This window comes from Sorangium sp. So ce693 (assembly GCF_051521375.1).
GTDB classification, from domain to species: Bacteria; Myxococcota_A; Polyangia; order Polyangiales; family Polyangiaceae; genus Sorangium; species Sorangium atrum.
The window spans coordinates 5707545-5729430 of the sequence record NZ_CP150347.1; the positions used below are offsets into that span (position 1 = coordinate 5707545).

At 71.8% G+C, this 21886-nt stretch carries 18 protein-coding genes; 12 read left to right on the forward strand and 6 right to left on the reverse strand.

Going from position 1 to position 21886, the window contains the following annotated elements:
* Positions 1-152: 152 nt before the first annotated feature.
* Positions 153-1145, forward strand: coding sequence for an NUDIX hydrolase (locus WMF14_RS21375; RefSeq protein WP_437803359.1), 993 nt, complete (start codon positions 153-155; stop codon positions 1143-1145).
* Between the two features lie 3 nt (positions 1146-1148).
* Complete coding sequence (locus WMF14_RS21380) at positions 1149-1736, forward strand: response regulator (RefSeq protein ID WP_012236418.1); 588 nt, start codon at positions 1149-1151, stop codon at positions 1734-1736.
* 49 nt (positions 1737-1785) lie between these two features.
* On the opposite strand, the gene WMF14_RS21385 is transcribed toward WMF14_RS21380, so the two are convergent.
* Complete coding sequence (locus tag WMF14_RS21385) at positions 1786-3597, reverse strand: N-acetylmuramoyl-L-alanine amidase (protein WP_437803360.1); 1812 nt, start codon at positions 3595-3597, stop codon at positions 1786-1788.
* A 129-nt stretch (positions 3598-3726) separates the two neighbouring features.
* Between WMF14_RS21385 and WMF14_RS21390 the strand changes: the two genes are divergently transcribed.
* From WMF14_RS21390 to WMF14_RS21400, 3 genes are all read left to right on the forward strand, one after another.
* A complete protein-coding gene (locus tag WMF14_RS21390) occupies positions 3727-4227 on the forward strand; it encodes a YbjN domain-containing protein (RefSeq protein ID WP_437803361.1) in 501 nt (166 codons plus the stop codon).
* Positions 4228-4638: 411 nt separating this feature from the next.
* Positions 4639-5688, forward strand: coding sequence for a hypothetical protein (locus tag WMF14_RS21395; RefSeq protein WP_437803362.1), 1050 nt, complete (start codon positions 4639-4641; stop codon positions 5686-5688).
* A gap of 94 nt (positions 5689-5782) precedes the next feature.
* Positions 5783-7141, forward strand: coding sequence for a hypothetical protein (locus WMF14_RS21400; protein ID WP_437803363.1), 1359 nt, complete (start codon positions 5783-5785; stop codon positions 7139-7141).
* Positions 7142-7189: 48 nt separating this feature from the next.
* Here the strand turns inward: WMF14_RS21400 and WMF14_RS21405 are convergent, their stop codons facing one another.
* Positions 7190-9412: a GAF domain-containing protein gene (locus tag WMF14_RS21405; protein ID WP_437803365.1), complete on the reverse strand. Its 2223-nt coding sequence runs from the start codon at positions 9410-9412 to the stop codon at positions 7190-7192.
* The gene (locus WMF14_RS21410; RefSeq protein WP_437803366.1) at positions 9409-10884 is read right to left on the reverse strand and encodes a sigma 54-interacting transcriptional regulator; all 1476 of its coding nucleotides are present in this window, start codon (positions 10882-10884) and stop codon (positions 9409-9411) included. The genes WMF14_RS21405 and WMF14_RS21410 overlap by 4 nt, the downstream gene beginning before the upstream one ends.
* 130 nt (positions 10885-11014) lie before the next feature.
* On the opposite strand from WMF14_RS21410, the gene WMF14_RS21415 reads away from it, so the two are divergent.
* Positions 11015-11833: a hypothetical protein gene (locus WMF14_RS21415; protein ID WP_437803367.1), complete on the forward strand. Its 819-nt coding sequence runs from the start codon at positions 11015-11017 to the stop codon at positions 11831-11833.
* A gap of 53 nt (positions 11834-11886) precedes the next feature.
* Positions 11887-13149: a Stp1/IreP family PP2C-type Ser/Thr phosphatase gene (locus tag WMF14_RS21420; protein ID WP_437803368.1), complete on the forward strand. Its 1263-nt coding sequence runs from the start codon at positions 11887-11889 to the stop codon at positions 13147-13149.
* A 93-nt stretch (positions 13150-13242) separates the two neighbouring features.
* Here the strand turns inward: WMF14_RS21420 and WMF14_RS21425 are convergent, their stop codons facing one another.
* Together WMF14_RS21425 and WMF14_RS21430 are read right to left on the reverse strand one after the other, a co-directional pair.
* Entirely contained in the window at positions 13243-13572 is a 330-nt protein-coding gene (locus WMF14_RS21425; RefSeq protein ID WP_012236426.1) for an FKBP-type peptidyl-prolyl cis-trans isomerase, read from the reverse strand.
* A 116-nt stretch (positions 13573-13688) separates the two neighbouring features.
* On the reverse strand, positions 13689-14534 hold the full coding sequence (locus WMF14_RS21430; RefSeq protein WP_437804254.1) for a M48 family metalloprotease: 846 nt from the start codon (positions 14532-14534) through the stop codon (positions 13689-13691).
* Between the two features lie 403 nt (positions 14535-14937).
* Here WMF14_RS21430 and WMF14_RS21435 point away from each other — a divergent pair, with 403 nt between their 5' ends.
* A complete protein-coding gene (locus WMF14_RS21435; protein WP_437803369.1) occupies positions 14938-15513 on the forward strand; it encodes a hypothetical protein in 576 nt (191 codons plus the stop codon).
* Between the two features lie 117 nt (positions 15514-15630).
* Here the strand turns inward: WMF14_RS21435 and WMF14_RS21440 are convergent, their stop codons facing one another.
* Positions 15631-16686 carry a hypothetical protein gene (locus WMF14_RS21440; protein ID WP_437803370.1) on the reverse strand — a complete coding sequence of 352 codons (1056 nt, stop codon included), beginning with the start codon at positions 16684-16686 and terminating at the stop codon, positions 15631-15633.
* A gap of 179 nt (positions 16687-16865) precedes the next feature.
* On the opposite strand from WMF14_RS21440, the gene WMF14_RS21445 reads away from it, so the two are divergent.
* The 4 genes from WMF14_RS21445 (at position 16866) to WMF14_RS21460 (ending at position 21834) form a co-directional block, all read left to right on the forward strand.
* Positions 16866-18317, forward strand: a complete 1452-nt coding sequence (locus tag WMF14_RS21445; RefSeq protein WP_437803371.1) for a protein kinase domain-containing protein — start codon at positions 16866-16868, stop codon at positions 18315-18317.
* A 200-nt stretch (positions 18318-18517) separates the two neighbouring features.
* Positions 18518-19495: a pyruvate dehydrogenase (acetyl-transferring) E1 component subunit alpha gene (gene pdhA / locus WMF14_RS21450; protein ID WP_272099573.1), complete on the forward strand. Its 978-nt coding sequence runs from the start codon at positions 18518-18520 to the stop codon at positions 19493-19495.
* On the forward strand, positions 19492-20475 hold the full coding sequence (locus WMF14_RS21455) for a pyruvate dehydrogenase complex E1 component subunit beta (RefSeq protein ID WP_437803372.1): 984 nt from the start codon (positions 19492-19494) through the stop codon (positions 20473-20475). The genes pdhA and WMF14_RS21455 overlap by 4 nt, the downstream gene beginning before the upstream one ends.
* A 39-nt stretch (positions 20476-20514) precedes the next feature.
* Positions 20515-21834 (forward strand): pyruvate dehydrogenase complex dihydrolipoamide acetyltransferase, encoded by a 1320-nt coding sequence (locus WMF14_RS21460; protein ID WP_272099576.1) that lies wholly within the window; start codon positions 20515-20517, stop codon positions 21832-21834.
* Positions 21835-21886 lie beyond the last annotated feature (52 nt).

Below are 21886 nucleotides of genomic sequence, written 5' to 3' on the forward strand. Positions count from 1 at the left end.
TCGGCATCGGTTGTCGGGACAGCGTGGAAAGCATCTGCGGGAAGTCCCCGAGCCACCGGAAAAGGCGGCGGACTTGGCCTCGAATCCGCATGCTCACCACAGAGCACGCCGGAAGTGAGACGCAGCGGACGGTTTGACGAAAGGCAGCTCACGTGGAACAAATTTATCCCATATTGCTGGATTTCGATCAGAACCGAACCCCTGTCCGTCCCCGCGATGCCTCGACGGTGATCGTCCTCCGTGACGGTCACGCGGGGATCGAGGTGTTCTGCGTTCGCCGCCACGCGAGCTCGAGCTTCATGGGAGGCGCCGTGGTGTTCCCCGGTGGGAAGGTGGACGCGCAGGACGGCGCGGAAGTCTGGAGGGATCGGGCGACCGAGCCGCCAGCGCGCGCCGCTGCGTTCGCGACGGGCGAGACGCCTGCGCGAGCGCTGTGCGTGGCCGCGTGCCGCGAGACGCTGGAGGAAGGGAGCATCCTGCCGACCGATCTGCCGCTGTCTGGCGACGACGTCGACGAGGTCGGGCGGGAGCTCGCCGCCGGGGCGCCGCTCGATGCGGTCCTCGCGCGGCGTGGCCTGAAGCTCGCCCTCGCGGCGCTCGTCCCGTGGGCGCGGTGGATCACCCCCGTCGCGGAGGCGCGGCGCTTCGACGCGCGCTTCTTCCTGCTGCCGCTACCGCCGGGCCAGATCGGGCGACACGACGGACACGAGACGACGATGAGCTTCTGGGCGGCGCCGTCCGAGGTCCTGGAGCGCGCCGCGCGTGGGGAGATCCTTCTCGCTCCGCCGACTTCACGCACGCTCGAGCTCCTCGCCGCGGCCCTGGACGTGCGCAGCGCCGTGGCGCTCGCGGAACGCCAGTCGCTCTTGCCGATCTGTCCGCGCTTCGTCCCGGGCGACGGGGCCGAGCCGCCCTACCTGGCGCTGCCAGGCGACCCTTCGCACGAGGCCCGCGATCGGCGCGCCGAGGGGCCGACCCGTTATGTCCTGCGCAACGGGCGCTTCGTCGCCGAAGAATGCTGCGCACATGGATCCCTGATCCACATCAAACAGGAACGAGAGCCAGATCCACCCGTGCCGACCAGCTTCGACGCCCCCCAGACGAATGCCCCCTCCGTGCCGGCGACGCCTGATCTCGAGGAGTGAGCCATGGAAACGAACCCGAAAGAGAACACGACGCAGCCCGAGCTGTTCACCGCGAGCGACGTCGCGCGCTTCTGTCAGGTGGACCTCAAGACCATCCACAATTGGGCGGACAAGGGGGAGATCCGCCACTTCCGCACGCCCGGACGGCACCTCCGCTTCCGGCGGCTGGACGTGCTCGATTTCCTCCGAAAGTACGGCTACCCGATCCCGGAGATCCTCCGGATGGGCAAGCCGAAGGTCGTCGTGGTCGACGACGACCCCTCCGTCCTCGCCGCGCTCCGCAAGACGCTCTCGCGGCGGTTCGACCTGACCACGTTCCAGGATCCGTTCGACGCGCTCGTCGCGGTGGGCAACCTCCAGCCCGACGCGCTCATCCTGGACATCATGATGCCGGGCCTCGACGGCGTGCGCTGCCTGGAGCGGCTCCGCTCCATCGACGCGACCTCGCACATCCGCTGCATCGTGTACTCGAACCACGAGGACATGAAGAAGAACGCGACCGAGGCCGGCGCCTACGACTTCATCAAGAAGGGCGAGGCCGGCGAGCTGCGCGACTCGCTCGAGCGGCTCATGGGCCTCGAGCGAGGGTGACGCCTGCGCGGGCGACGCCTGCGCGGCCCGCGCGCGCCGGCGGCGCCCCTCACTTGCCCTCGCGGTAGGCGCGGATCGCGTTCACGATGGCGTCCGCCATCTTCTGCCGGAAGTCGGCGGTCGCGAGGCGAGCCTCGTCCTCGGGGTTCGAGATGAACGACGTCTCGAACAGCGCGGCCGGCATGTCGGCGCCCGCGAGGACGAAGAAGCCCGCGCCCCTGACGCCCTGATCCTTCGTGTCGGGGTAGCGGGGCGAGAGCGACGCGAGCGACGACCGCTGGAGGAGCTCGGCGAAGTGGCGCGAGCGGGCCGCCATGTCGCCGACATTGAGGTTCGACAGGATCGCCGCCACCTCGAGGCGGGCGCCGGGATCACCCAGGTCCACGCCCTGCCCTCCCCGCTCGGCGCGGGCGGCGTTCTCGCGCGCCGCGAGCTGCGCCGACGTCGCCTCGCCGTCGTGAGGGGCCGCGAGCGAGAACGTCTGGACCCCACGAGCGCGGCCGTTCTCGCTCGCGTTGCAGTGGATCGAGACGAACAGGTCGGCATGGAACGCGTTCGCGCGCGCGGTGCGGAGCTCCAGCGGCACGTAGGTGTCGCTGTCCCGCGTGAGGAGCGTCTCGATCTTGAGCTCGCGCGCGAGGAGCGGGGCGACGCGGTGGGCGACGTCGAGCGTCACGTCCTTCTCCCTCAACCCCGTGGGGCCGACGGCGCCGGTGTCGTTCCCGCCGTGCCCCGGGTCGATCGCGACGCGCCGGACCTCCCGCGCGCCGCCGGGGTTGTCCTTGTCGTCGCGCAGCGGAGCGCGGGTGCTCACGTCGACGACGATCCTGAACGGATCGGGGAGGTAGAAGATCCGGCGGTGCAGGTTGGCGGCGAGATCGAGGACGACGCGCGTTCCGTTCGGCTGGACGCCGACGCGCACCCGCCGCAGGACGCCGCCGACCTCGATCTCCCGCGCGACGCCGCGCGACGTCGCCCTGGCGATGTCGACGAACACGCGCGCGTCCTTGCCGGCGCTCTCGTCCGCCGCGAGCGTGCCGACGTCGAACGTCGTCGGCGCGGAGAGCTCGACAACGACGCGCGCCCCTTTGTCCGAGCCGTGCCGCTCGATCGAGGTGATCTTCACCGGGCCGGTGGGCGCGGCCGGCGCCCGGGGGGCGACGACGACATCGCCGGTGGCTTCGGCGGTCGTCACCTGCACCGGCGCCGCGCTCGCGGAGCTCGCGGGCGCGGCGGAGGAGCCCGGCGCGGGCCCCGCTGCGAGCGCGAGCGCGACGCCCTCGACGCGGTGCCCCTCCTGCTCCAGCGCGCGCAGCGCGTCCCCGCTCGGCCGGTAGGCGGCGGCTTGCGCGAGCGCTAGCGCGAGCGCGCCCAGGCACTGCGAGCGCGGCCCGCCGCCGGACGGCGCGGGCGGGGCGAGGGCCGCGTAGCGCCGCGAGACCAGGTAGAGCTCGCGGTACGCGACGGCCGCGTCGTGAGCGAGCTCGCCGGCGAGCAGCGCGCGGCGGCGCTCGGCCTGGCACGCGCGCTCGACGTGGGCCGGATCGGCCGAGGCGCGGAAGGCCGTCGCCGCCGCGCCGTAGAGCTCCATCGCCTCGCGCGCGTCGGTGACCGCCTGATCGAGGCGAAAGAGCCGCATGCGAAGATCGCCGGCCAGCTCCGCGAGCGAGGCCGCCTGCGCCGGCGCCCCGGCGCGCGATGACGCGATGGCGACGGCATCGGCGAGGGCGACCGTCTCGGCGCGGGGGGGGAGGAGCGCCGCCGGATCGAGCAGCGCGGCGGCGCGCTCCTCGTCGGAGATGCCGGCGGGCGCGGCCGGCGCGCTGCCCTCCGCGCTGCACCCGAAGGTGGCGTGCGCCACCACTGCAAAAAGCGAGATCGCCGCGAACGCCGGGGCGCTACGATGCAACCACGCCGGGCTGATGAGCTGTCGGCTCGCCAGTTCAGCCCCGCGCGCCGAGCGACTGGCGATGCGTCCAGGAGGTTTCACGTGCCCGACCTCACGCCCACTTCATCCACATTACCCCTCTACGCGGACCGCGCGTCGGGGGAGAGGTTTGCCGACGCGACGAGCATGGTCAACGCGTATCTCGCCCGGTACAACGCGAGCTCTCAGGGCGGGGCCAGACCTCCGAGCGGCGCTGGCGCCAGCACGCTCGACGAGACGGGATACGCGCAGCTTCAGCACGGGAGCGCGACGATCGGCGTCAACGTGCTGGAGGCTCAGGGCGTCCTGATGGTCTTCTCGCCCATCATGGCCGTCCCCCTGAGCGGGCGCGAGGCCTTCTACCGGCGTCTCCTGGAGCTCAGCTTCATCGCCACCTCCGACGCAGCCTTCGCGATCGACAAGTCGCGCAACGAGGTGGTGGTGCGCTGCCTGCGGCGCCTCAGCGCCCTCGAGTACGAAGAGTTCGAGGATATCGTCACGACGGTGAGCCAGGTCGCCGACACCTGGGATGACGCGTTGCTGCGCGAGGTGCGCGGCGGGTGAGCCGTTCGCGGTGGTTTCCGGGGGCGCCGGGGGGCGCGCGCCCCCGCCGTGCGCGGCAGCCGGTGATGCGCCGATCCGTCGCGAGATTGCGGTGCAGCAGACGCGGGTGGTAAGTTCCTCACCGCGATGACTGCGGGGGAGCAATCGACAACCGCGGAACCTGGTGAGCGCTCCCTCTCTGCGGAGGAGGCGGAGCGGATCGCTTCGTCGATCCGGCCATCCTGGGAGGGGTTCGACGAGCTGTCGGGCGCACGAGGCGACGCGCGCGGCGGCGCCGTCGCTCAGGAGCCCGGCGCATCCGCTGCGAAATCGTCGGGTGCTCAGACGGCGTCCCCCGCCGAAGCGCCCGCGGCGAAGCCCGGACCCGCGGCGGCGCCTTCTCCTGCTGCACCTGCGGCGCCCACGACGCGCGTGCTCGAAGCCCCCCCGGCCGGCGCGGCGAGCGTGTCCGACACCGTGATCGAGGGGGTCCCGACCATCGCCATCGGCGACGACCCGCCGGGGCCGCCCGCGGCGGGGGCCACGTCCCGCGACGCCGGAACGGCGGGGGCCAGTGAGCAGGCCGGGCCCGCGCCTCAGCCGCTCATCGACGCTCGGACGGCCGGCGGCGCCGCGGACGCGGGCGCCCCGATCGCGCTGGAGGGCGGCGCGGTGACGCGGGGCCAGCCCCCCGCGCCGGCCGGGAGAACGCAGGCAGGAATGGGAGAGCCAGCAGCCGCGGCGGGCGCGCCGACAGCCGCGCCGGACGCCGCGGCCGGCGCGCACGCCGCAGAGCCACAGCCGCGGGTGGACCGGTCCCCCTCCCCGCCCCGAGAGAATGAACCGCCGTCGGCGCGGCGGGCGCGCAAGAGCTCCCGCACGGCGCATCTACCCAGGGAAAGCGCGGATTCCGTGGCCGCGTCCGGCGTCCGCACGGAAGACCACGATCCGATCGAGATCCCCGTGTCCACGCCGAACAAGACGGCGCTGCGGGTCGTGCTCGCGCTCGCGGGTGTGGCCTTGCTGCTCGTCGTTGTTCGCAGCTTGCGTCAAGACGACGCCGGAGAGGATGCCGGGCCCCCGGCGGCATCGTCGGTGGCGGAGACGCCCGCCGCAGCGACCACGCCCCCCGCCGCCTCGCAGGCGCCCCACGGTGCATCGACCGCCGCCGCGGCTGCGGACGACGGCGCCTCGCCGGCGCCGAGCGCCTCAGCGCCGTCGCCTCCTCCGGCTCCCGCGGCGACGACGTCTGCCGGCGCGACGCCGTCTGCCTCTGTCGCGACGCCTCCCGCGGCCACGGCGCCTGCTTCTGCCACGGCGCCCGCTTCCACCGGGAGCGCAGCGGCGCCCGCGGTGCCAGCGACCAGGCCGACGGCGGCCCCCCCTGCACAGAGGCCCGCGCCTCCAGCGCCGGCGCAGCGTGGCACGAGCTCGACCGGAGGCAGCAAGGGCGGCGGCATCATCCGCGATGCGCCGTTCTGAAGCGCACCTCTTTCTCGCCTCGGCAGCGAGGCCTGCTGCAATCGTTCGTACCCTTTCGCGGACGCCGACGAGGCGAAGCCCGATCTGAGGAGCCATGAAAACACGCGCCTGCGCCCCAGTCCTCCTGCTCTCGCTGATCGCTCCCGCCGTGCTCACGGAGGCCGGGCTCCCCCCTTCTCTCCTCAGCGAGCCGCTGAGCTTCGCGCAACCGTCCGATCCCGTGACCGAGGTCGCTCGCCAGCGCTACGAGGAAGGGGTCAAGGCGTACGACGGCGGTCGCTTCGAGGAGGCACGCACCGCCTTCCTCCAAGTCTACGCGCTCAAGCGACACCCGGCCGTGCTGCTCAACCTCGGACAGAGCGAGCTTCGCTCCAATCACCTCGAAGACTCCGGCAAGCACCTGCAGCAGTTCCTGCGCGAGCACGCCGCGGCGACCCCGGAGCAGCGCGCCGCAGCGGAGAAGGCGATCGCCGATGTGAAACGGAAGACCGGCTTCCTCATCGTGAGCGCCGACGCGAATGGCGCGGACATCAGCGTGGACGGCGTCCTCGTCGGCAAGGCGCCGCTGCTCGATCCGGTGTTCGTGAAGCCCGGCAAGCACACCTTGTTCGCGACCTACCAGGACCGATCAGCGACCACCCAGGTGGACGCGAAGGTCGGCACAGCCACGCCCGCGACGCTCACCCTGGGGACGACCGGCGCGACGCCCGCGACGCCGCCAGTCGGCGCGCCAACCCCGGCGACGCCGGCCGGTGCGCCCACCTCAACCGCGGCGCCGCCGGCGCCAGCACCGCCTCCAGCGACGAACATCGCGCAGCCGGCGCCGGGCGCGCCCGCTCCCGGCGCGACGCCTCCTGGCGCAGCCGCGCCGAGCCCCTCACCGTCACCCGCAGCGCCGGCGGGCTCCGGCGGCTTCAGCGTCTCGACGAGCAGCACGATGGGCTCGATGGGCCCGGCGCAGGCCTCCGGCGGACGCGAGCCGTTCTTCCACTGGTACGCGCGCAAGCCGCTCGCCTGGGCGGGGACCGGCGTCGCCGGGGTCGGCCTGGTCATGGGGATCGTCGGCTCGGCCATCACGGTCGACGCGCGCAGCAGCGCCGACGACATCGGGGGGCAGATCGAGGCGTACGTCGCGGGTCACCAGAGCGCGATCCCCGCGAACCGCAGGTCTCAGCCCTGTGGCGCGCGCGAAGATCCGTCGGGCGACCTGCCCGACTTCAGGAACGCGTGCGGAAAGCTCCGCGAGAAGCTCGACCGCTTTGACGGCGCGGTCCCTTGGGCGATCACCGGGTGGGTCCTCTTCGGCGTCGGGGTCGTCGGCACCGCGACCTACGCCATGATCGATTGGTACCCGCAGAAGCAGCAGACCGCGGCCGACGGGCCGCGCATCACCGCGATCGCGCCGTTCGTGGCGCCAGGTCAGGCCACCCTCAGCGTCGCGGGCGCCTTCTGACTCCACCTCCCAGGAGCCCGGCCTGGGCTCCGAAGAGAGAATCGCGAGCTACGCCGCCTTCGCGGGTTGAGCCGCCGGAAACCACAGCCGGAAGGTCGAGCCCTGGCCCGGCGTACTCTCCACGGCGATGCTGCCGCCGTGCGCCTCCATCAGCCCCTTGACGATGTAGAGGCCCAGGCCGAGCCCCGTGTTCTTTTCGCGCGCCCGCGGGGCCTGAAAGAAGCGATCGAAGAGCCTGCCCAGATCGGCCGCCGAGATACCCGGGCCGCGATCCTCGACCGTCAGCGCCGCGCCTCCCGCCTCCGGACGGAGGGTCACGCGGATCGGCGAGCCGGCGCCGGAGTATTTGGCGGCGTTGTCGAGCAGGTTCGCAAGGATCTGCGACAGCCGGGCCGGATCGACGAAGACCTCGGGCACACGCCCCTCCACGTCGAGGGTCACCGGGTGCTGCCCGAGGGTCGGCTCGATCTCCGTGAGCAGCGCGCGCGTCGCCTCCTCCAGCGACACGGACTGGCGCTCGAGCGAGAGCCGCCCGAGCTCGATGCGAGAGACGTCGCGCAGGTCCTGCGTCATGCGCGAGATCCGGCTGCTTATCCGGCGCAAACATTGGAGGTGCTGAACCGACACGACGACCGAGCTGTCCTCGCGTTTTGCGAGCAGCGCGTCCAGGAGCAGCGCCATGGCCGCGACGGGGTTGCGGAGATCGTGAGCGATGACGGCTGCGAACTCGTTTCGCAGGCGGTCCATCTCGCGATGGGCTTCCTGCGTGCGCTCGACCTGCTGGGCGTAGGCGATGGCCAGCGCCGACTGCGCGGCGAAGAGCCGGACCATACGCTCGTCCTCCTCCGCGAACTCGGCGCCACCATCCTTGTCGCAAAGGTAAAAATTCCCGAACACCTTCTGCCCGATGAGCACCGGGACGCCGAGGAAGGACGTCATCGCGGGGTGATGCGCCGGGAAGCCGACCGACCGCGGATCGGCGTGGATATTCGCCACCCGGCTGGGCCGCGGGTCGCGGATGAGCGCGCCCAGGAGCCCGCGGCCCTGGGGGAAGCTGCCGATGTCGCCGGCGACCTTCTCGTCGACGCCCACGTAGATGAAGTCGGAGAGCCCGGTGCCCTCGGCGTCGAGCACCCCCAGGGCGCCGTAACGAGCGCGGGTCAGCTCGCAGGCTTGCTCCACCAGGCGGTGCAGCAACGCGCGCAGGGGCATGGCGGCCTCGATGTCCATGGCCACGTCGCGGAGCAAGCGCAGCCGGTGGGCCTCGCGGCGCTCGGCGTCGCGCAGCCGCGCCTGCCGCAGCCCGAGCGCACAGGCGCCCGCCACGCCCCGGAGCAAGCGGCGCTCGATCCGGCTGAGCTTCCCCGGCTTCCGCCGCGCGAGCCCCAGCACCCCGACACGCTCGCCGCCTGCGCTCAGGGGGAACGCCGCCACCGCGTGGAGCCCGAGCTCGAGCAGGCGCAGGGTGCCGCGGAAGGCGCCCTCTGGCAGATCCTCGATGCGCGCGACCTCCTGGATGTCGCCGGTCTCGATTGCCAGCGCCATGACGCTGGCAGCCAGGTTCAGGTTGTCACCTTGCGCGAATGCCTCGGGAAGGCCGACCGAGGCGACCAGCCTGAGGCGTTCGCCGCCCTCGGTGGCGACGAGAAACACGGCGTCGGCGCGAACGGCGGCGGCCACCTCGTCGAGCAGCCCATGGGCCAGGGCCGAGGGCTCATCCGCGCCGGGCAGCGCCGTGCCGATGCTGGCCACGAGGTCGGCGAGCCGGATCGCGAAGGGCTCATCGGCGACGTTTTCGAACACGAGCAGCGCCTCGCCGGCCGACGCGCGGCAGCGCACCAGCAACAGCAAGCTGCGGCCGGTCGGTCGATCGTACCAGACCTCCTCGTCGCTGAAGGACTCGCCGCGGAGGGCGCGCCGCCACGGCAGCTCATGCTCGGCGAGGGCTGCCCGGCTCCCGAGCCGGGATAGTTCGAAGCGCTCCGACAGGCGTTCCGGGGTCGGTGACTCCATCTCCAGGAGCTCGCCCAAGGACGCGCTTGCCTGGACCTCACCCGTGCTGGTCAGCCTCATCGCTGGCCAGGGGAGCAAGGACTCCACGATCATGCAGAAGCTCTTGGTGCGCCCGAGGGCGACCGTCGAGGTCACAACGGCGGCGAGCGCTGGGCGCATCGAGATCGATGACGGGAGGTCGAGCGGCTGCTCCGCTCGTCGGCTGGAGGAGGTGCTCCGCTGCATCGGGGCGACGTCCGCCGCATCCGCCGCCCTCACCTGTCCTTCGCGACGCGAAGCAGATCCCGCATCGTCGAGCGCGGGATATCCGCAAGCCGCGCCGCGGCGCTGACGTTGCCGCCCACCTCCTCGAAGGCGCGGAGCGCATCGGCGGGCGTGATCTTCCGGCGGACCGGGGGCTCACGATCGGCGATGACCGCCGTGATGTGCTCGGGCAACACACGGCCGTGCGCGCGCAGCGCGGCTTGAATCAGCACGTTCCGCAGCTCCCGGACGTTGCCTTGCCAGCGGTGCGCCCTCAGCGCGGCGAGCGCGCCAGGGGACAGCTGGCGCCGGCCAATCTCGGAGCTCGCCAGGAGGTGCTCGGCCAGCAGCGGGATGTCGTCGGGCCGATCGCGCAGCGCGGGGAGCTGGATGCGGCACACCGCCAGGCGCTCGTAGAGATCCGCGCGGAAGCAACGCTCGGCGACGAGCGTCTCCAGCGGCTCGCAGGTCGCGACGATGAGCCGCACGTTGATCTGCATCGCCCTCTCTGCCCCCAGCGGGCGGACCATCCCCTCCTCCACGACGCGCAGCAGCTTCGCCTGGACCTCCAGCGAGAGCGCCGCGATCTCGTCGAGGAAGAGCGTCCCGTGGTTGGCCTCGACGAACGCCCCCTGACGCTCCCGAACCGCGCCCGTGAACGCGCCCCGACGATGGCCGAACAGCTCGGATTCCGCGAGCTCGCGCAGGATCGTGGCGGCGTTGAGGACCACGAACGGCCGGTCGGCCCGGGTGCTCTCCGCGTGGATCGCCCGGGCCACGACGTCCTTGCCCGTACCCGACTCGCCGCGCAGAAGCACGGGGAGCTGGAGCGGCGCGACCCGCCGGGCCGCCGCGGCGAGCTGCCGCATGGGCCGCGAGCGGCCGATGAGACCGGGGAGCGGCGGCCCATCCTCCTCGATCACCGGCACTTTTCGAGCCGACTCGACGCACATCGCCGTGCGACCGATCTCGAAGCAGCCGCCAGGAACGAGCATCGCCTGCCGCACGCGGACGCCGCCGACGCGAACGCCGTTGCGAGAGCCGAGGTCCGTCACCTCGATCGAGGCGCCGCGGTGCGCGACGCGGCAGTGCCGGGCGCTCACCGCGGCATCGTCGAGCCTCACGTCCGCAGCCGGAGCGCTGCCCAGGGTGAGCTCGGCCCCCGGCGCGACGGCGATGCGCACCGGAGCGCCTCCGCCGGGGTGCTCGCAGCGGAGCCACACTGTGGTGAGCACGTCGTTGTCGTCCACGAGATCGAGGGTGACGTCCCGGGCCGAGAAGGACTCGCCGCCGCGCACGCCAGGGTCCGCTCGATCGCCGGGCGCTCCGGCGAGCGCTCCCGGCAGCGCCACGTGGGGCGCGGCCGGCGCCGGCGGCGGCGCGGACGCCGCTCTATCGCGGTGAGCAGAAGTGAGGGGTCTGGAAGGGCTGTCGTGGTCGCTGCCGGTCGGTGCGTTGTCCATGTCCAGGAGGTCTGTCGTCGGCACGCGAGGCGCAGTTGCGTCGAGTTACGTCGAGTCGCGTCGAGTCGCGTCGCCCGCGCCGCCCGGGCGACATTCCTGCTCGTCGGCGCGCGCCCCCTTTGCGCTCTGGACCGCGCTGTTCTAGAGGCCGTTCGTGAGATCGCGCTCGACAAGGTGGACCGCGCCGGCGCTCGGCGTGGCGGCAGCGGGCTGGGTGCTCTCGGCCAACCAGGCCCTCGCCCAGCCCGCAGATCAAACGACGGCCGCAGCCGAGGTAGCTGAGGAAGACGAGGCCGGGCCGGAAGCCGGGGTGAAGCGCCCCGCCGGGCCCGACGAGCGGAGCGGACACCTCCTGCTCCAGGGGCGGGCCGCGTACAGCCAGCCGTTCGGCGGCATGGCCGCCGGTCAACCGGTCACCGACACGGTCTCGGGCGGGTTCGCCTTCGGCGCCAACCTCGGCATCGGCTTGAGCCGTGTGACCGTCCTGGAAGCAAGCGGCTCCTACACCCTGCTCCCGGCAGCGGCAGGCTGCAGCGACTGCTCCGGCCGAAGCCTCGACCTGGGTCTGGGGTTCGTCTACCACGTCGCCCAGGGGATCGCGGTCGACCCCTGGATCAGCTACGGCGTGGGGTACCGGCGAGCGGTCTTCACATGGCCGGAGGCCTCGGCGGCCGGTTCAACAGCGACCGATCACGTGTTCCACGGGCTCGATGTCGCCCGCATCGCGCTGGGCGCCGACTTCTACCCGGCGCCGATCCTTGGCGTCGGTGTGTTCGCCGAGCTCGACGCCGGCACCTACCTCTCGCGCCCTGACAAGGGCTCCGACCCCACGGCTTACGGATTCTTCCAGATCGGTGTGCGCCTCGCGCTGGATCCCCTACCCCGGGGCACGCGGCCACCGACGGCCTCGGCCGGTACGTCGCCGAGGATCGCCGCTCAGGCGACCGGCTCCCAGGGAGCAGCCCGCCGCTAAAGCAGCCGGAATGTGGGCGGTCGAGAGCGAGGGGCAGGTATAATCTGCCGCGAATGGGCGAGTTCAGGACGAGCAGCCGCACCCGACCCGTCGCGGCTGCCGTGACCGACGTAGGTCGCCAGCGAAAGCACAACGAGGACAACGTCCTCGTGAAGTCCGAGCTCGGCCTCTTCGTCGTGGCGGACGGCATGGGCGGGCACAACGCGGGCAACGTCGCCAGCGCGCTCGCGACCAAATCGCTCGACAACTTCTTCGAGGCGACCCGCGCCGGCAGCCTGCCAGGCCCCGTCCCGGCCGACGAGCAGGAGCTCGACCCGGAAGCGCGGCGCATCGTCGCGGCGATCCGCAAGGCGAACCACGATGTGTTCGTCATCTCGAACACGTACACCCAGCACCAGGGCATGGGCTCGACGGTGGTCGCCGCCTACGTGTCGTGCGAAACCGAGCAGATCCACGTCGGGCACGTCGGCGATAGCCGCTGCTACCGGATCCGACACGGCGAGATCGAGCAGCTCACGAAGGACCACTCGCTCATCAACGACGCCCTCGCGCTCAAGCCCGACCTGAGCCAGGACGAGCTGGCGAGGCTCCCGAAGAACATCATCACGCGCGCGCTCGGCATGAAGGACGCGGTGAAGGTCGACATCCGCTCGGAGCCCACCCAGCCCGGCGACGTCTTCCTGCTCTGCTCGGACGGGTTGAGCGGGATGATCTCGGAGCAGCAGATGCTCGATGTGGTCGACATCACCCAGGATCCGCACGAGGCCTGCGAGCTCCTCATCGAGATGGCCAACGAGGCGGGCGGCACCGACAACATCTCGGCGCTGATCGTCCGCATCCAGCTCGACGCGCAGGACGAGCGGCAACCGAACAGCGCCGAGCTCGACGACACCCGGCCCCTCCACGTCGACGAGTTCGGCGACGCGCTTCCGCCCGCGGTGGTCAACGACGCACAGCTCCCGGCCGAGGAGGTCGATCTCGACGCGGCTGCCTCGTCAGACAGCGAGCGCATCGCGGCGCACCAGATCCACTCCATCGCGGACAACGGCCTGCGGAGCCAGGCCCACGGCGCGCCAGGCGCGGTGTCGCGGATGGCCGCCGCGCCGCTCACGGATCGGCGCTCGCGGGCCGCCGCTGGCTCCGGCCGCTACGCTGCCGTGACGACGGCGGCGAGGCCTCCCGTGAAGGAAGCCCCGTCATCGAAGCCCGCGAAGCGCCAGACCGAGGTGCGGGTCGCGCGGTGCGCGCACTGCAAGCACGAGCTCTTCATCGGCAACCGGTTCTGCGTCGAGTGCGGCGCCCCCATCAAGCCGTGAGCAGCGCCGCAGGCGCGTCGTCCGCGTCGACCTGCGCACCGCCCCGAGCGCCGGTCGCGCGCAGCGGCCGGCGCAGCGGGCCGACGCAGCGGATCACTTGACCGCGAGCAGCTCGACCTCGAAGACGAGGGTCGAGTTCGGCGGGATCACGGGCGGGAAGCCGCGAGCGCCGTAACCGAGCTCCGGCGGGATGGTCAGCTTGCGGAGGCCGCCGATCTTCATGCCGGCGACCCCCTGATCCCATCCCTTGATCACCTGCCCGGCCCCCAGCTTGAACGAGAAGCCCTGGCCGCGGTCGCGCGAGCTGTCGAACTTGTCGCCGTTGGTCAGCGTGCCGACGTAGTGCACCGTCACGAGCTGGCCGTGCTTCGCCTCGGCGCCTGTGCCTTCCTTGAGGTCCTCGATCCCGAGCTCTGCTTGCATGGTCGATTCCTTTCGGCGCGATGGGAGGAGCGCTGCGCGGTCGCGTCAAGCCGAAGCAGCAGACGAGCTCTCCGGACGAGCGCCCGCGAGCGCAAAGACGCTCGGGAAATCGTGGCTCAGCCGCCGAAACCGGGGAACGTGAACACGGGCGCGCCTCCGGTCATCCGCCAGGTGTTGGCGGTCTGCTGGACGACGGGCTGCCGCAGCAGCGGGTGCGGGTGCGTCTGCTCGAAGGCAAACAAGATCGAGGCGGGCGTGAGCTGATCGAGCGACGCGAAGAAGCCGAGCGTGAGCATCGCGCCCCCCTCGGTCCAGCGGTACCCCTGCTGCCGCGCGCCAGCGGAGAGCAGGTTGTTCACGCCCGCCACGTCCGCCGCGATCTCGTTCGGCTGGTTGAAGATGGGGAGCGTGCGCGACAGCATCCGCCCGAGATCCGCGGGCGTGACGCCCCGGCTCCCCCCCTGCCCGTTCGCGCAGCCCGTGTGCCCGAGGTGGTGGTGGCCGAGCTCGTGGCCGAGGACGAACGCGAGCTGCTCGTCGTAGAGCTGGCGCTGCCGCTCGACCTTGCGCGCGTCCGTGTGCTGCACCGGATCGACGAAGCCCGCCGGCGGCCGGACGATCGGCTGCCCAGGCCGCTGTCGCTGCGCGAGCATGCGCAGAAACTCGTCGAGCTTCCTCGTCCCGAAGACCTCGTCGGTCGCCTTGAACTGCGCGATCTGCGCCTCTACCTCGAGCAGCCCGTCGGTGATCGCCATGAACGGCATCCGCTGGTCGTCACAGCCGGCGAACGCGTTCACCTCGCCCACCGTCGGATCGGCGATGAACGGGATGCCCCTCACCTTCTGCTGCGAGGCCGCCGGCAGCGCGCCGATCAACGCGCCCATGACGACGCCGGCCTCGGACTGGAGCCAGCCGATGTTGATGTCGTTGATGGGATCGCCGAGCACCGGCAGCCCCGGCATCGTGGGCACGCTGAACGTAGGCGCCGGCGCGGGCCCGGTCTGCGCCGGCGGGTACCCGGGCTGCTGCGGATACCCGGGCTGCTGCGGGTACCCGGGCTGCTGCGGGTACCCGGGCTGCTGTGGGGGAGCCCCCTGCTGGGGCGCGCCGTAGGGAGGATAGGCCTGGCCGTATGACGGCTGAGACGCAGGCCGGCGCGAGCTGCCTCGCTGACAGCCTGCGACCAGTCCGAGAGCCAGAACGAAGGCGCCGATCGGTCGAAGCAGATTCATCGCCGCGAGCATAGCGCACGGCGAGGGGGTCATCCTCGCCGCGCCGCACGCAAGATCTCGGCGCGCAGTCGCGGCGCCGCGGCGCCGCGATGAGCCGAAAGCCGGGCGCCGCGCGTCAGGCGCAGGAGGACCGATGAACAGACACCGTGCCTGGTCTCCCGCGGCCGCCACCCTGTGGATCAGCGCCGCCGCGCTCTCGGGCTGCGGCGGAGCCTCCGTCGCCCAAGCCCCCGTGGCGCCGGAGGCCGCCGGTGCGACCTCGATGTCGCCGCACAAGGGAAGCTCGATCGAGACGGCCGATGATGCGCTCGCGGAGCTCGAGCGCGCGGAGGACGAGCTCGATCAGGCGATCGGCGCGCCCGCGCAGCGCGACGAGGGCCGGGCCGTGGCGGAAGCGGCGCAGCCGGGAGCGCCGCCGCCGGCGGCGCCTTCGCCGCCGAGCCCGAGCGTACCCGACAGCCGCACCGCGCCGTCACCGCGGGCGACGGCCGCCGGCGGGGAGCCCCCGGCCAAGAAGCTCGAGGCCGAGCCGACGTCCGCGCCGCCGTGTGAGACAGCGTGCCGCGCGCTCGCGTCGATGAGCCGCGCCGCGCAGCATCTCTGCGGGCTCGCCGGCGATGCGGACCAGCGGTGCGATGCCGCGCGCGCCCGGGTCAAGAGCGCGACAGACCGGGTCGAGGCGCGGTGCCCGCGCTGCGCCGAGCTCTGAGCCTCGACCAGGGCCGCACCGCCGGCAGCGCCCGCTCGATATGAGCGGTGCTGCCGTCGTGCACAGCCGTATCCAGATCGAGACGGGCCGAGCGCGCCTTCCGCTCGGACGACGGCGTCAGGGGCCCGGCGCGAGGAGCTGAAGCAGCCGCACATTTTTGTACATCTCCCCGAGCGAGCCCGCCGCCGCATGGCCGGCCTTCGCGAGCAGCTCGATCTCCTCGGGGCGCACCTCCGCCTGCACCGTCAGCCGGCCGGCGCCCGGCTCCACGGCGAGCGTCGCGCGCTTCGCGATCTCGGCGAGCGCCGCCCCGGATTCCGGGCCGACGAGCGCCTTCAGCGCATCGACGTTCGCGCGCTTCTCCTCGAGGAGCTTCCGGAGCTCTTCGGCCGCGTCGGCCGACGCGGCGTCGATCGCGACGGTCACCGAGAGCCCGCCCTTCGTCGAGACGCCGACGGTGACGGCGCGCGGGCCCGTGGAGCCGGTGAGGATCGCGCGGAGGCTCGGCTTGCTCTCGGAAAGGAGGGCGACGCCCAGGAGGGGACGATCCCACCCGATGTGCGCGAGGCGCGACGTCGCCTCGTCCCGGCTCGCCAGCGACGTCCCGGCCTCCTCGGCGTCGATGCTCGCGCGGATCTCCGGCTCGGCGCCGTACAGCAGGATCGACCCGTTGCGCACGGCGATCGCGTCCTCGCCGGCGCGGAGCAGGTACTTCACGCCTTTGTACTCTGCCTGGACGTAGCTGTGCGTCGCCAGGCGCTCCGCGAGCTTCTGCTCGTTGAAGCGCCCGCGCGCGACCACGAGCGATGGGGCGACGACCAGCTTGTCGACGTCGAACCCGAGATCGATGCCCGTCGCCTTCTTGATGTCGTCTCGGGTGCGCTCGATGTGCAGCCGCACCGCGCCCCCCTCCGCGCCGAGCGCCTGCAGGTCGATCTGGTGAGGGTCGACGATCACCACGCCGGGGGCGCTGCCTTGGACATATTCGAGCAGCGATTCGTCTCTCGGGAATGTTGCGGCGCGGAGGTGCGCCACGCCGAAGCCGAGGAGCCCCGTCTGCTGGGCGAGGACGACGATGAGCACGAGGCCGACGAGCACGATGTACTTGGCCTTGCCCCGCTTCTTCGTAGCTCCGGCGACCTGGACCGGCTTCGACGCGCTCTCGGTGCTCATCTGTGCTCGCTGCGCCCTCTCTGGGATGCCGCACGCCGCCAGGGCCCTGCGGGGACCGCCTCCGCAGGACCGCGAGCGCCGCTCGTGGACCCGGGGCGCGCTGCGGCAGAGCATAACCGGAAGCGAGACGCCGGCCAGGCCTTCCGCCGGGGCCTCTGGCCGGTTAGAACCGACGCGACGTGCCTCGATCCTCGTCCTCCGATGGCGGCGGCGCGCTCGCACAGCCGAGCGATAGCTCCGTGCTGCCCGCCGCCCTCGGCCGCTACCACGTGCAGCGCCTCCTCGGCGAGGGCGCGATGGGGCGCGTGCTGCTGGCGCACGATCCGCTGCTCGATCGCGACGTCGCGCTGAAGCACCTGCGCGACGACCTGCGCATCCCGCGCGACGTCCGCGAGCAGCTGATCGTGAGGATGCGCCACGAAGCGCGCGCCGCCGCCCGGGTGACCCACCCGAACCTCGTCACGCTCCACGACGTCGGCGAGGACCCGGACTTCGGGCTCTACCTCGTCTTCGAGTACGTCGAGGGGCCGACGCTGAAGCAGCACCTCCTCGAGCGGCCGCTCTCGGCGGCGCAGGCGGCGCGCCTCGCGCGCGAGCTCGGCGAGGCGCTCACGATCGCGCACCGGGCAGGCATCGTCCACCGCGACATCAAGCCGGAGAACATCATCCTCTCGATGAACGGCGGCAAGATCGCCGACTTCGGCATCGCGCGGATCCCGGACTCGACGCTGACGCACCAGGGAGGGCTCATGGGGACGCCCGCGTACAGCGCGCCGGAGACGTTCCGCGTCGGGAAGTTCTCGCCCGAGAGCGATCAGTTCTCGCTCGCCGCCGTCATGTACGAGGCGATCTCCGGGAGCCGCGCGTTCCCGGGCGACGACGCGGTCTCGGTCGCGTCGCGGATCGCGACCGACGAGCCGCCGCCGATCGCGAGGGAGCTCGGCCTCCCGCCGTCGCTCGATCAGGTGCTCGCGCGCGGGCTGTCGAAGCGACCCGAGGACAGGTACCCGAGCTGCGACGAGTTCGGCGCCGCGTTCGCGAACAGCCTCGAGTGGGCCGCCTCCAGCCAGATGCCGAGGCGGATGCTGGACAGCGCCGTCACGGCGACGCCGGCGCTGTCCGCCGAGCCAGCCGCGGTGCGCGCGGATCCGCTCGACATCAACTTCCCTCCCCGCGAGCGGAAGGCGGGGCAGATCGCCGTGGGCGCGGCCGTGGTCGTGGCCACGGCCGCGCTGCTCCTCCACACCGCGCTGCGATCTGCAGACACGCCCGCCGAGGAGCCCGCCGTCGGAGCAGCGCCGATCGCGTCGTCGGCGACGACGGCGCCGCGACCGCGCCCCGCGCCGTCGACGCGGCCTGCGCGCCCGAAGCACGACCCCGCCGACACCACGGCGCGCGCGACGGTCAGCGCGGAGCCCAGCGCCGCGGAGCCCAGCGCCGCGGAGCCCAGCGCCGCGGAGCCCAGCGCGAGCGCGCCGGGCAGCGCCGCGCCCTCGCCCGTGTCGACCCCGCTTCCCGAGGACGAGCAGGCCGCGGACGCCGGAACGCCGGAGACCGACGACCTCGACGTGCCAGAGGCCACAGAGCCCGGCGCGCAGGACGCCGGTGGTGCCGATGCTGCTGCGCGTTGAACGCGTGACATCGCGGATGCGTTGTCACGCGGAAAAAACTCCCGTAAAGGAGCCCGAGTAAGCACCGTCGCTGTCCTGCACGGCCGACGTCAAGCGGCTCGCTGGGTCCATCGCAGGACCCGGAGAGGCGCCCTGGATTCACGCCGACCTCTGCCCTAGCGACTGTCTGAATTGCTGTTCTGCCCCTTGAGATCTCCGCGATGACTACCCTGACAAACGGCGACGATCTCCATCTGTCGCTCTACCGAAAGATGTTTCAGATACGCCGCTTCGAGGAAGAGGCGGCCCGCGCGTACGCGCAGAGCAAGATCGGAGGGTTCCTTCACCTGTACATCGGTCAGGAACCCATCGCCGTCGGTGCCTCCGCGGCGCTCCGCCCCGACGACTACGTGATGACCACCTACCGCGATCACGGGCTCGCGCTCGCCCGCGGGATGAGCCCGCGCGCCGCGATGGCCGAGCTCTACGGCAAGGTCACCGGGTGCTCGAAGGGGCTCGGCGGCTCGATGCACTTCTTCGACAAAGAGCACAACATGCTCGGCGGCTACGGCATCGTCGGCGGGCACATCCCCATCGCCGTCGGGACCGCGTTCGCGTCGAAGTACCGCGGCGAGGACCGGGTCTCGATGGTGTTCTTCGGCGAGGGCGCGGTGAGCATCGGCGACTTCCACGAAGGGATGTCGCTCGCGGCGCTGTGGAAGCTGCCGATCGTGTTCGTCTGCGAGAACAACGAGTACGCGATGGGGACGCCGCTCTCACGGACGCTCTCGGTCGAGGACGTCTCGCTGAAGGCGCTCGCCTACGGGATGGAGCGCGATCGCTTCAACTCCGAGCACGTCCTCCAGGTGCGCGATCGCCTCGCCGAGGCCGTCGCGCGGGCGCGCACGAACTCGGAGCCGACGCTGGTCGAGATCAGGACGTACCGCTTCCGGGGCCACTCGATGAGCGATCCCGGCAAGTACCGGACGAAGGAGGAGCTCGAGGAGCGCAAGAAGAAGGACGTGCTCCTCCGCTCTCGCGTCGAGCTCGAGGAGAAGGGCCACAAGGCCGCCCTCGAGGCGATCGAGAAAGAGGTGGAAGACGAGATCACCGACGCGATCCGCTTCGCCGAGGAGAGCCCCGAACCCGGGCCCGAGGTGCTCGAGCCCACAACCTATGCAGGACCTTTTGCGCGATGACCGTCCTAAGATTCCGTGAGGCGGTTCGCGCCGCCATGGTCGAGGAAATGGAGCGCGACGAGCGGGTGTACCTCGTCGGCGAGGAGGTCGGGCACTACCAGGGCGCCTACAAGGTGACCGAGGGGATGCTCGACAAGTTCGGGAGCAGGCGCGTGATCGACGCGCCCATCACCGAGAGCGGGTTCACGGGCATCTCGATCGGCGCCGCGATGGTCGGGCTCCGGCCGATCGTCGAGTACATGACGTGGAACTTCTCCGCCGTGGCGTTCGACCAGATCCTCAACAACGCGGCGAAGCTCCGGCAGATGTCCGGCGGGCAGCTCAGCATCCCGCTCGTGCTGCGGGCGCCGAACGGCTCGGCGAAGCAGGTCGGCTCGCAGCACTCGCACGCGATGGAGCACTTCTACGCGCACGTCCCCGGCCTCAAGGTCCTCGCGCCCGCGATGCCGGCGGACGCTAAGGGTCTCCTGAAGTCGGCGATCCGGGACGACAACCCGGTGCTCTTCATGGAGAGCGAGACGCTCTACGGCGTGAAGGGCGAGGTGCCCGACGATCCCGATTTCATCGTGCCGCTCGGGGTCGCGTCGATCGTGCGCGAGGGGACCGACGTCTCGATCATCGCGTGGAGCCGGATGGTGCACGTCGCGCTCGAGGCGGCCGCGGAGCTGGAGAAGGAGGGCATCAGCGCGGAGATCGTGGACCTGCGATCGCTGCGCCCGCTCGACGAGGAGACGATCGTGAAGAGCGTCACGAAGACGCACCGCGCGGTCGTGGCGCACGAGGGCTGGCCGTACGGCGGCGTCGGCGCGGAGATCGCCGATCGCATCCAGCGGCTCGCGTTCGACGAGCTGGACGCGCCCGTGCTGCGCGCGACGACGCTCGACGTCCCGATGCCCTACAACGCGCGGCTGGAGCAGTACGTGATCCCGCAGGCTTCGCGGATCATCGAAAATGTTCACCGCGTTCTTTACAAAAGCTGACTGAGCGGACCCACATCCCCGATCAAGGTTGATAGACCCATGGCGAAGGTTCTGGAACTTCCGAAGCTGTCCCCGACCATGGAGGAGGGGCAGATCAGTGCCTGGCACAAGAAGGAAGGCGACGCGATCGACATCGACGATCTGCTCGCAGAGGTCGAGACCGACAAGGCGACCATGGAGTACAAGTCCTTCGATCGAGGGACGTTGCTCAAGATCCTCGTGCCTGCGGGCAGCGTGGTTCAGCTCGGCCAGCCTGTCGCGATCATCGGCGCCCCGGGCGAGGACGTAAGCGCCCTCGCCGGTGGGAGCGGCGGCGCCGCCGCGGCGAAGCCGAGCGCGGCGGAGGCTCAGCCCAAGGGAGAGCGCGCCGCGCCGCCGGCCGGCGGCGACGCGCCCGTGACGAGCCCGCCGCCCGCGGCGCGCGGCGAGGCGGTCTCGCCGCCCACGCAGCCGGCCGCGCCGCAGCCGTCGTCGAACGGGCGCGTGAAGGCGTCGCCCTACGTGCGGAAGCTCGGCCGAGAGCGTGGGCTCGACCTCAGCAGCGTCGCCGGCAGCGGCCCGCGCGGGCGCATCGTCGCGCGCGACCTCGAGGGGCTGAAGCCGGCGCCGGCCGCCGCGGCGGCCAAGGCGACCGCCCCTGGCGAGCTCGCTGCGCCGGAGGTGCGGCCGCTCAGCATGATGCGCAAGGCGATCGCCCGGCGCCTCACCGAGTCGAAGCAGACGGTCCCGCACTTCTACCTCTCGATCGACGTCGACGCCGATCCGCTGAACGCGCTGCGCGAGCAGATCAACGCGGATCTCGCCGCGACCGCCGCCGAGGGGGAGAAGCCGGCCAAGGTCAGCTTCAACGATCTCCTCGTCAAGGCGTGCGCCATCGCGCTCGTGCGCGTCCCGGAGTGCAACGCGCAGTTCACCCCGGACGCGATCCTCGTCCACCAGCGCGTCGACATCTCGGTCGCGGTCGCCGTCCCCGAAGGCCTGGTCACGCCGGTGGTGCGCGACGTCGATCGCAAGCAGGTGCTCGACATCGCGGCCGAGGTGCGCGAGCTCGCCGGGCGGGCCAAGGCGAAGAAGCTGCGGCCCGAGGAGATGGCGAACGGCACGTTCTCGATCTCGAACCTCGGCATGTACGGGATCGACAACTTCGGCGCCGTCATCAACCCGCCCGAGGGCGCCATCCTCGCCGTCGGCCAGGTCCGCCAGGAGCCCGTCGTGCGCGGCGAGCAGATCGTGCCGGGCCGCCGCCTGAGCATGACGCTCTCCTGCGATCATCGCGTCGTCGACGGCGCGGTCGGCGCGACCTTCCTCAAGGTCCTGCGCCAGCTCCTGGAGCACCCGACGCAGATCCTGCTCGGCTAGCTCCGCACACCCAGGCTCAAGGAATATCCAGGGCGCAGCGAACGCCGGGGCT

What these genes read in the sequence shown, in the direction of transcription:
- WMF14_RS21460 (WP_272099576.1), top strand. Translation starts at nt 20,515, where the DNA reads ATGGCGAAGGTTCTGGAACTTCCGAAGCTGTCCCCGACCATGGAGGAG.
- WMF14_RS21380 (WP_012236418.1), top strand. Translation starts at nt 1,149, where the DNA reads ATGGAAACGAACCCGAAAGAGAACACGACGCAGCCCGAGCTGTTCACC.
- WMF14_RS21435 (WP_437803369.1), top strand. Translation starts at nt 14,938, where the DNA reads ATGAACAGACACCGTGCCTGGTCTCCCGCGGCCGCCACCCTGTGGATC.
- WMF14_RS21455 (WP_437803372.1), top strand. Translation starts at nt 19,492, where the DNA reads ATGACCGTCCTAAGATTCCGTGAGGCGGTTCGCGCCGCCATGGTCGAG.
- WMF14_RS21440 (WP_437803370.1), bottom strand. Translation starts at nt 16,686, where the DNA reads ATGAGCACCGAGAGCGCGTCGAAGCCGGTCCAGGTCGCCGGAGCTACG.
- WMF14_RS21425 (WP_012236426.1), bottom strand. Translation starts at nt 13,572, where the DNA reads ATGCAAGCAGAGCTCGGGATCGAGGACCTCAAGGAAGGCACAGGCGCC.
- WMF14_RS21400 (WP_437803363.1), top strand. Translation starts at nt 5,783, where the DNA reads ATGAAAACACGCGCCTGCGCCCCAGTCCTCCTGCTCTCGCTGATCGCT.
- WMF14_RS21430 (WP_437804254.1), bottom strand. Translation starts at nt 14,534, where the DNA reads ATGCCGGGGCTGCCGGTGCTCGGCGATCCCATCAACGACATCAACATC.
- WMF14_RS21420 (WP_437803368.1), top strand. Translation starts at nt 11,887, where the DNA reads ATGGGCGAGTTCAGGACGAGCAGCCGCACCCGACCCGTCGCGGCTGCC.
- pdhA (WP_272099573.1), top strand. Translation starts at nt 18,518, where the DNA reads ATGACTACCCTGACAAACGGCGACGATCTCCATCTGTCGCTCTACCGA.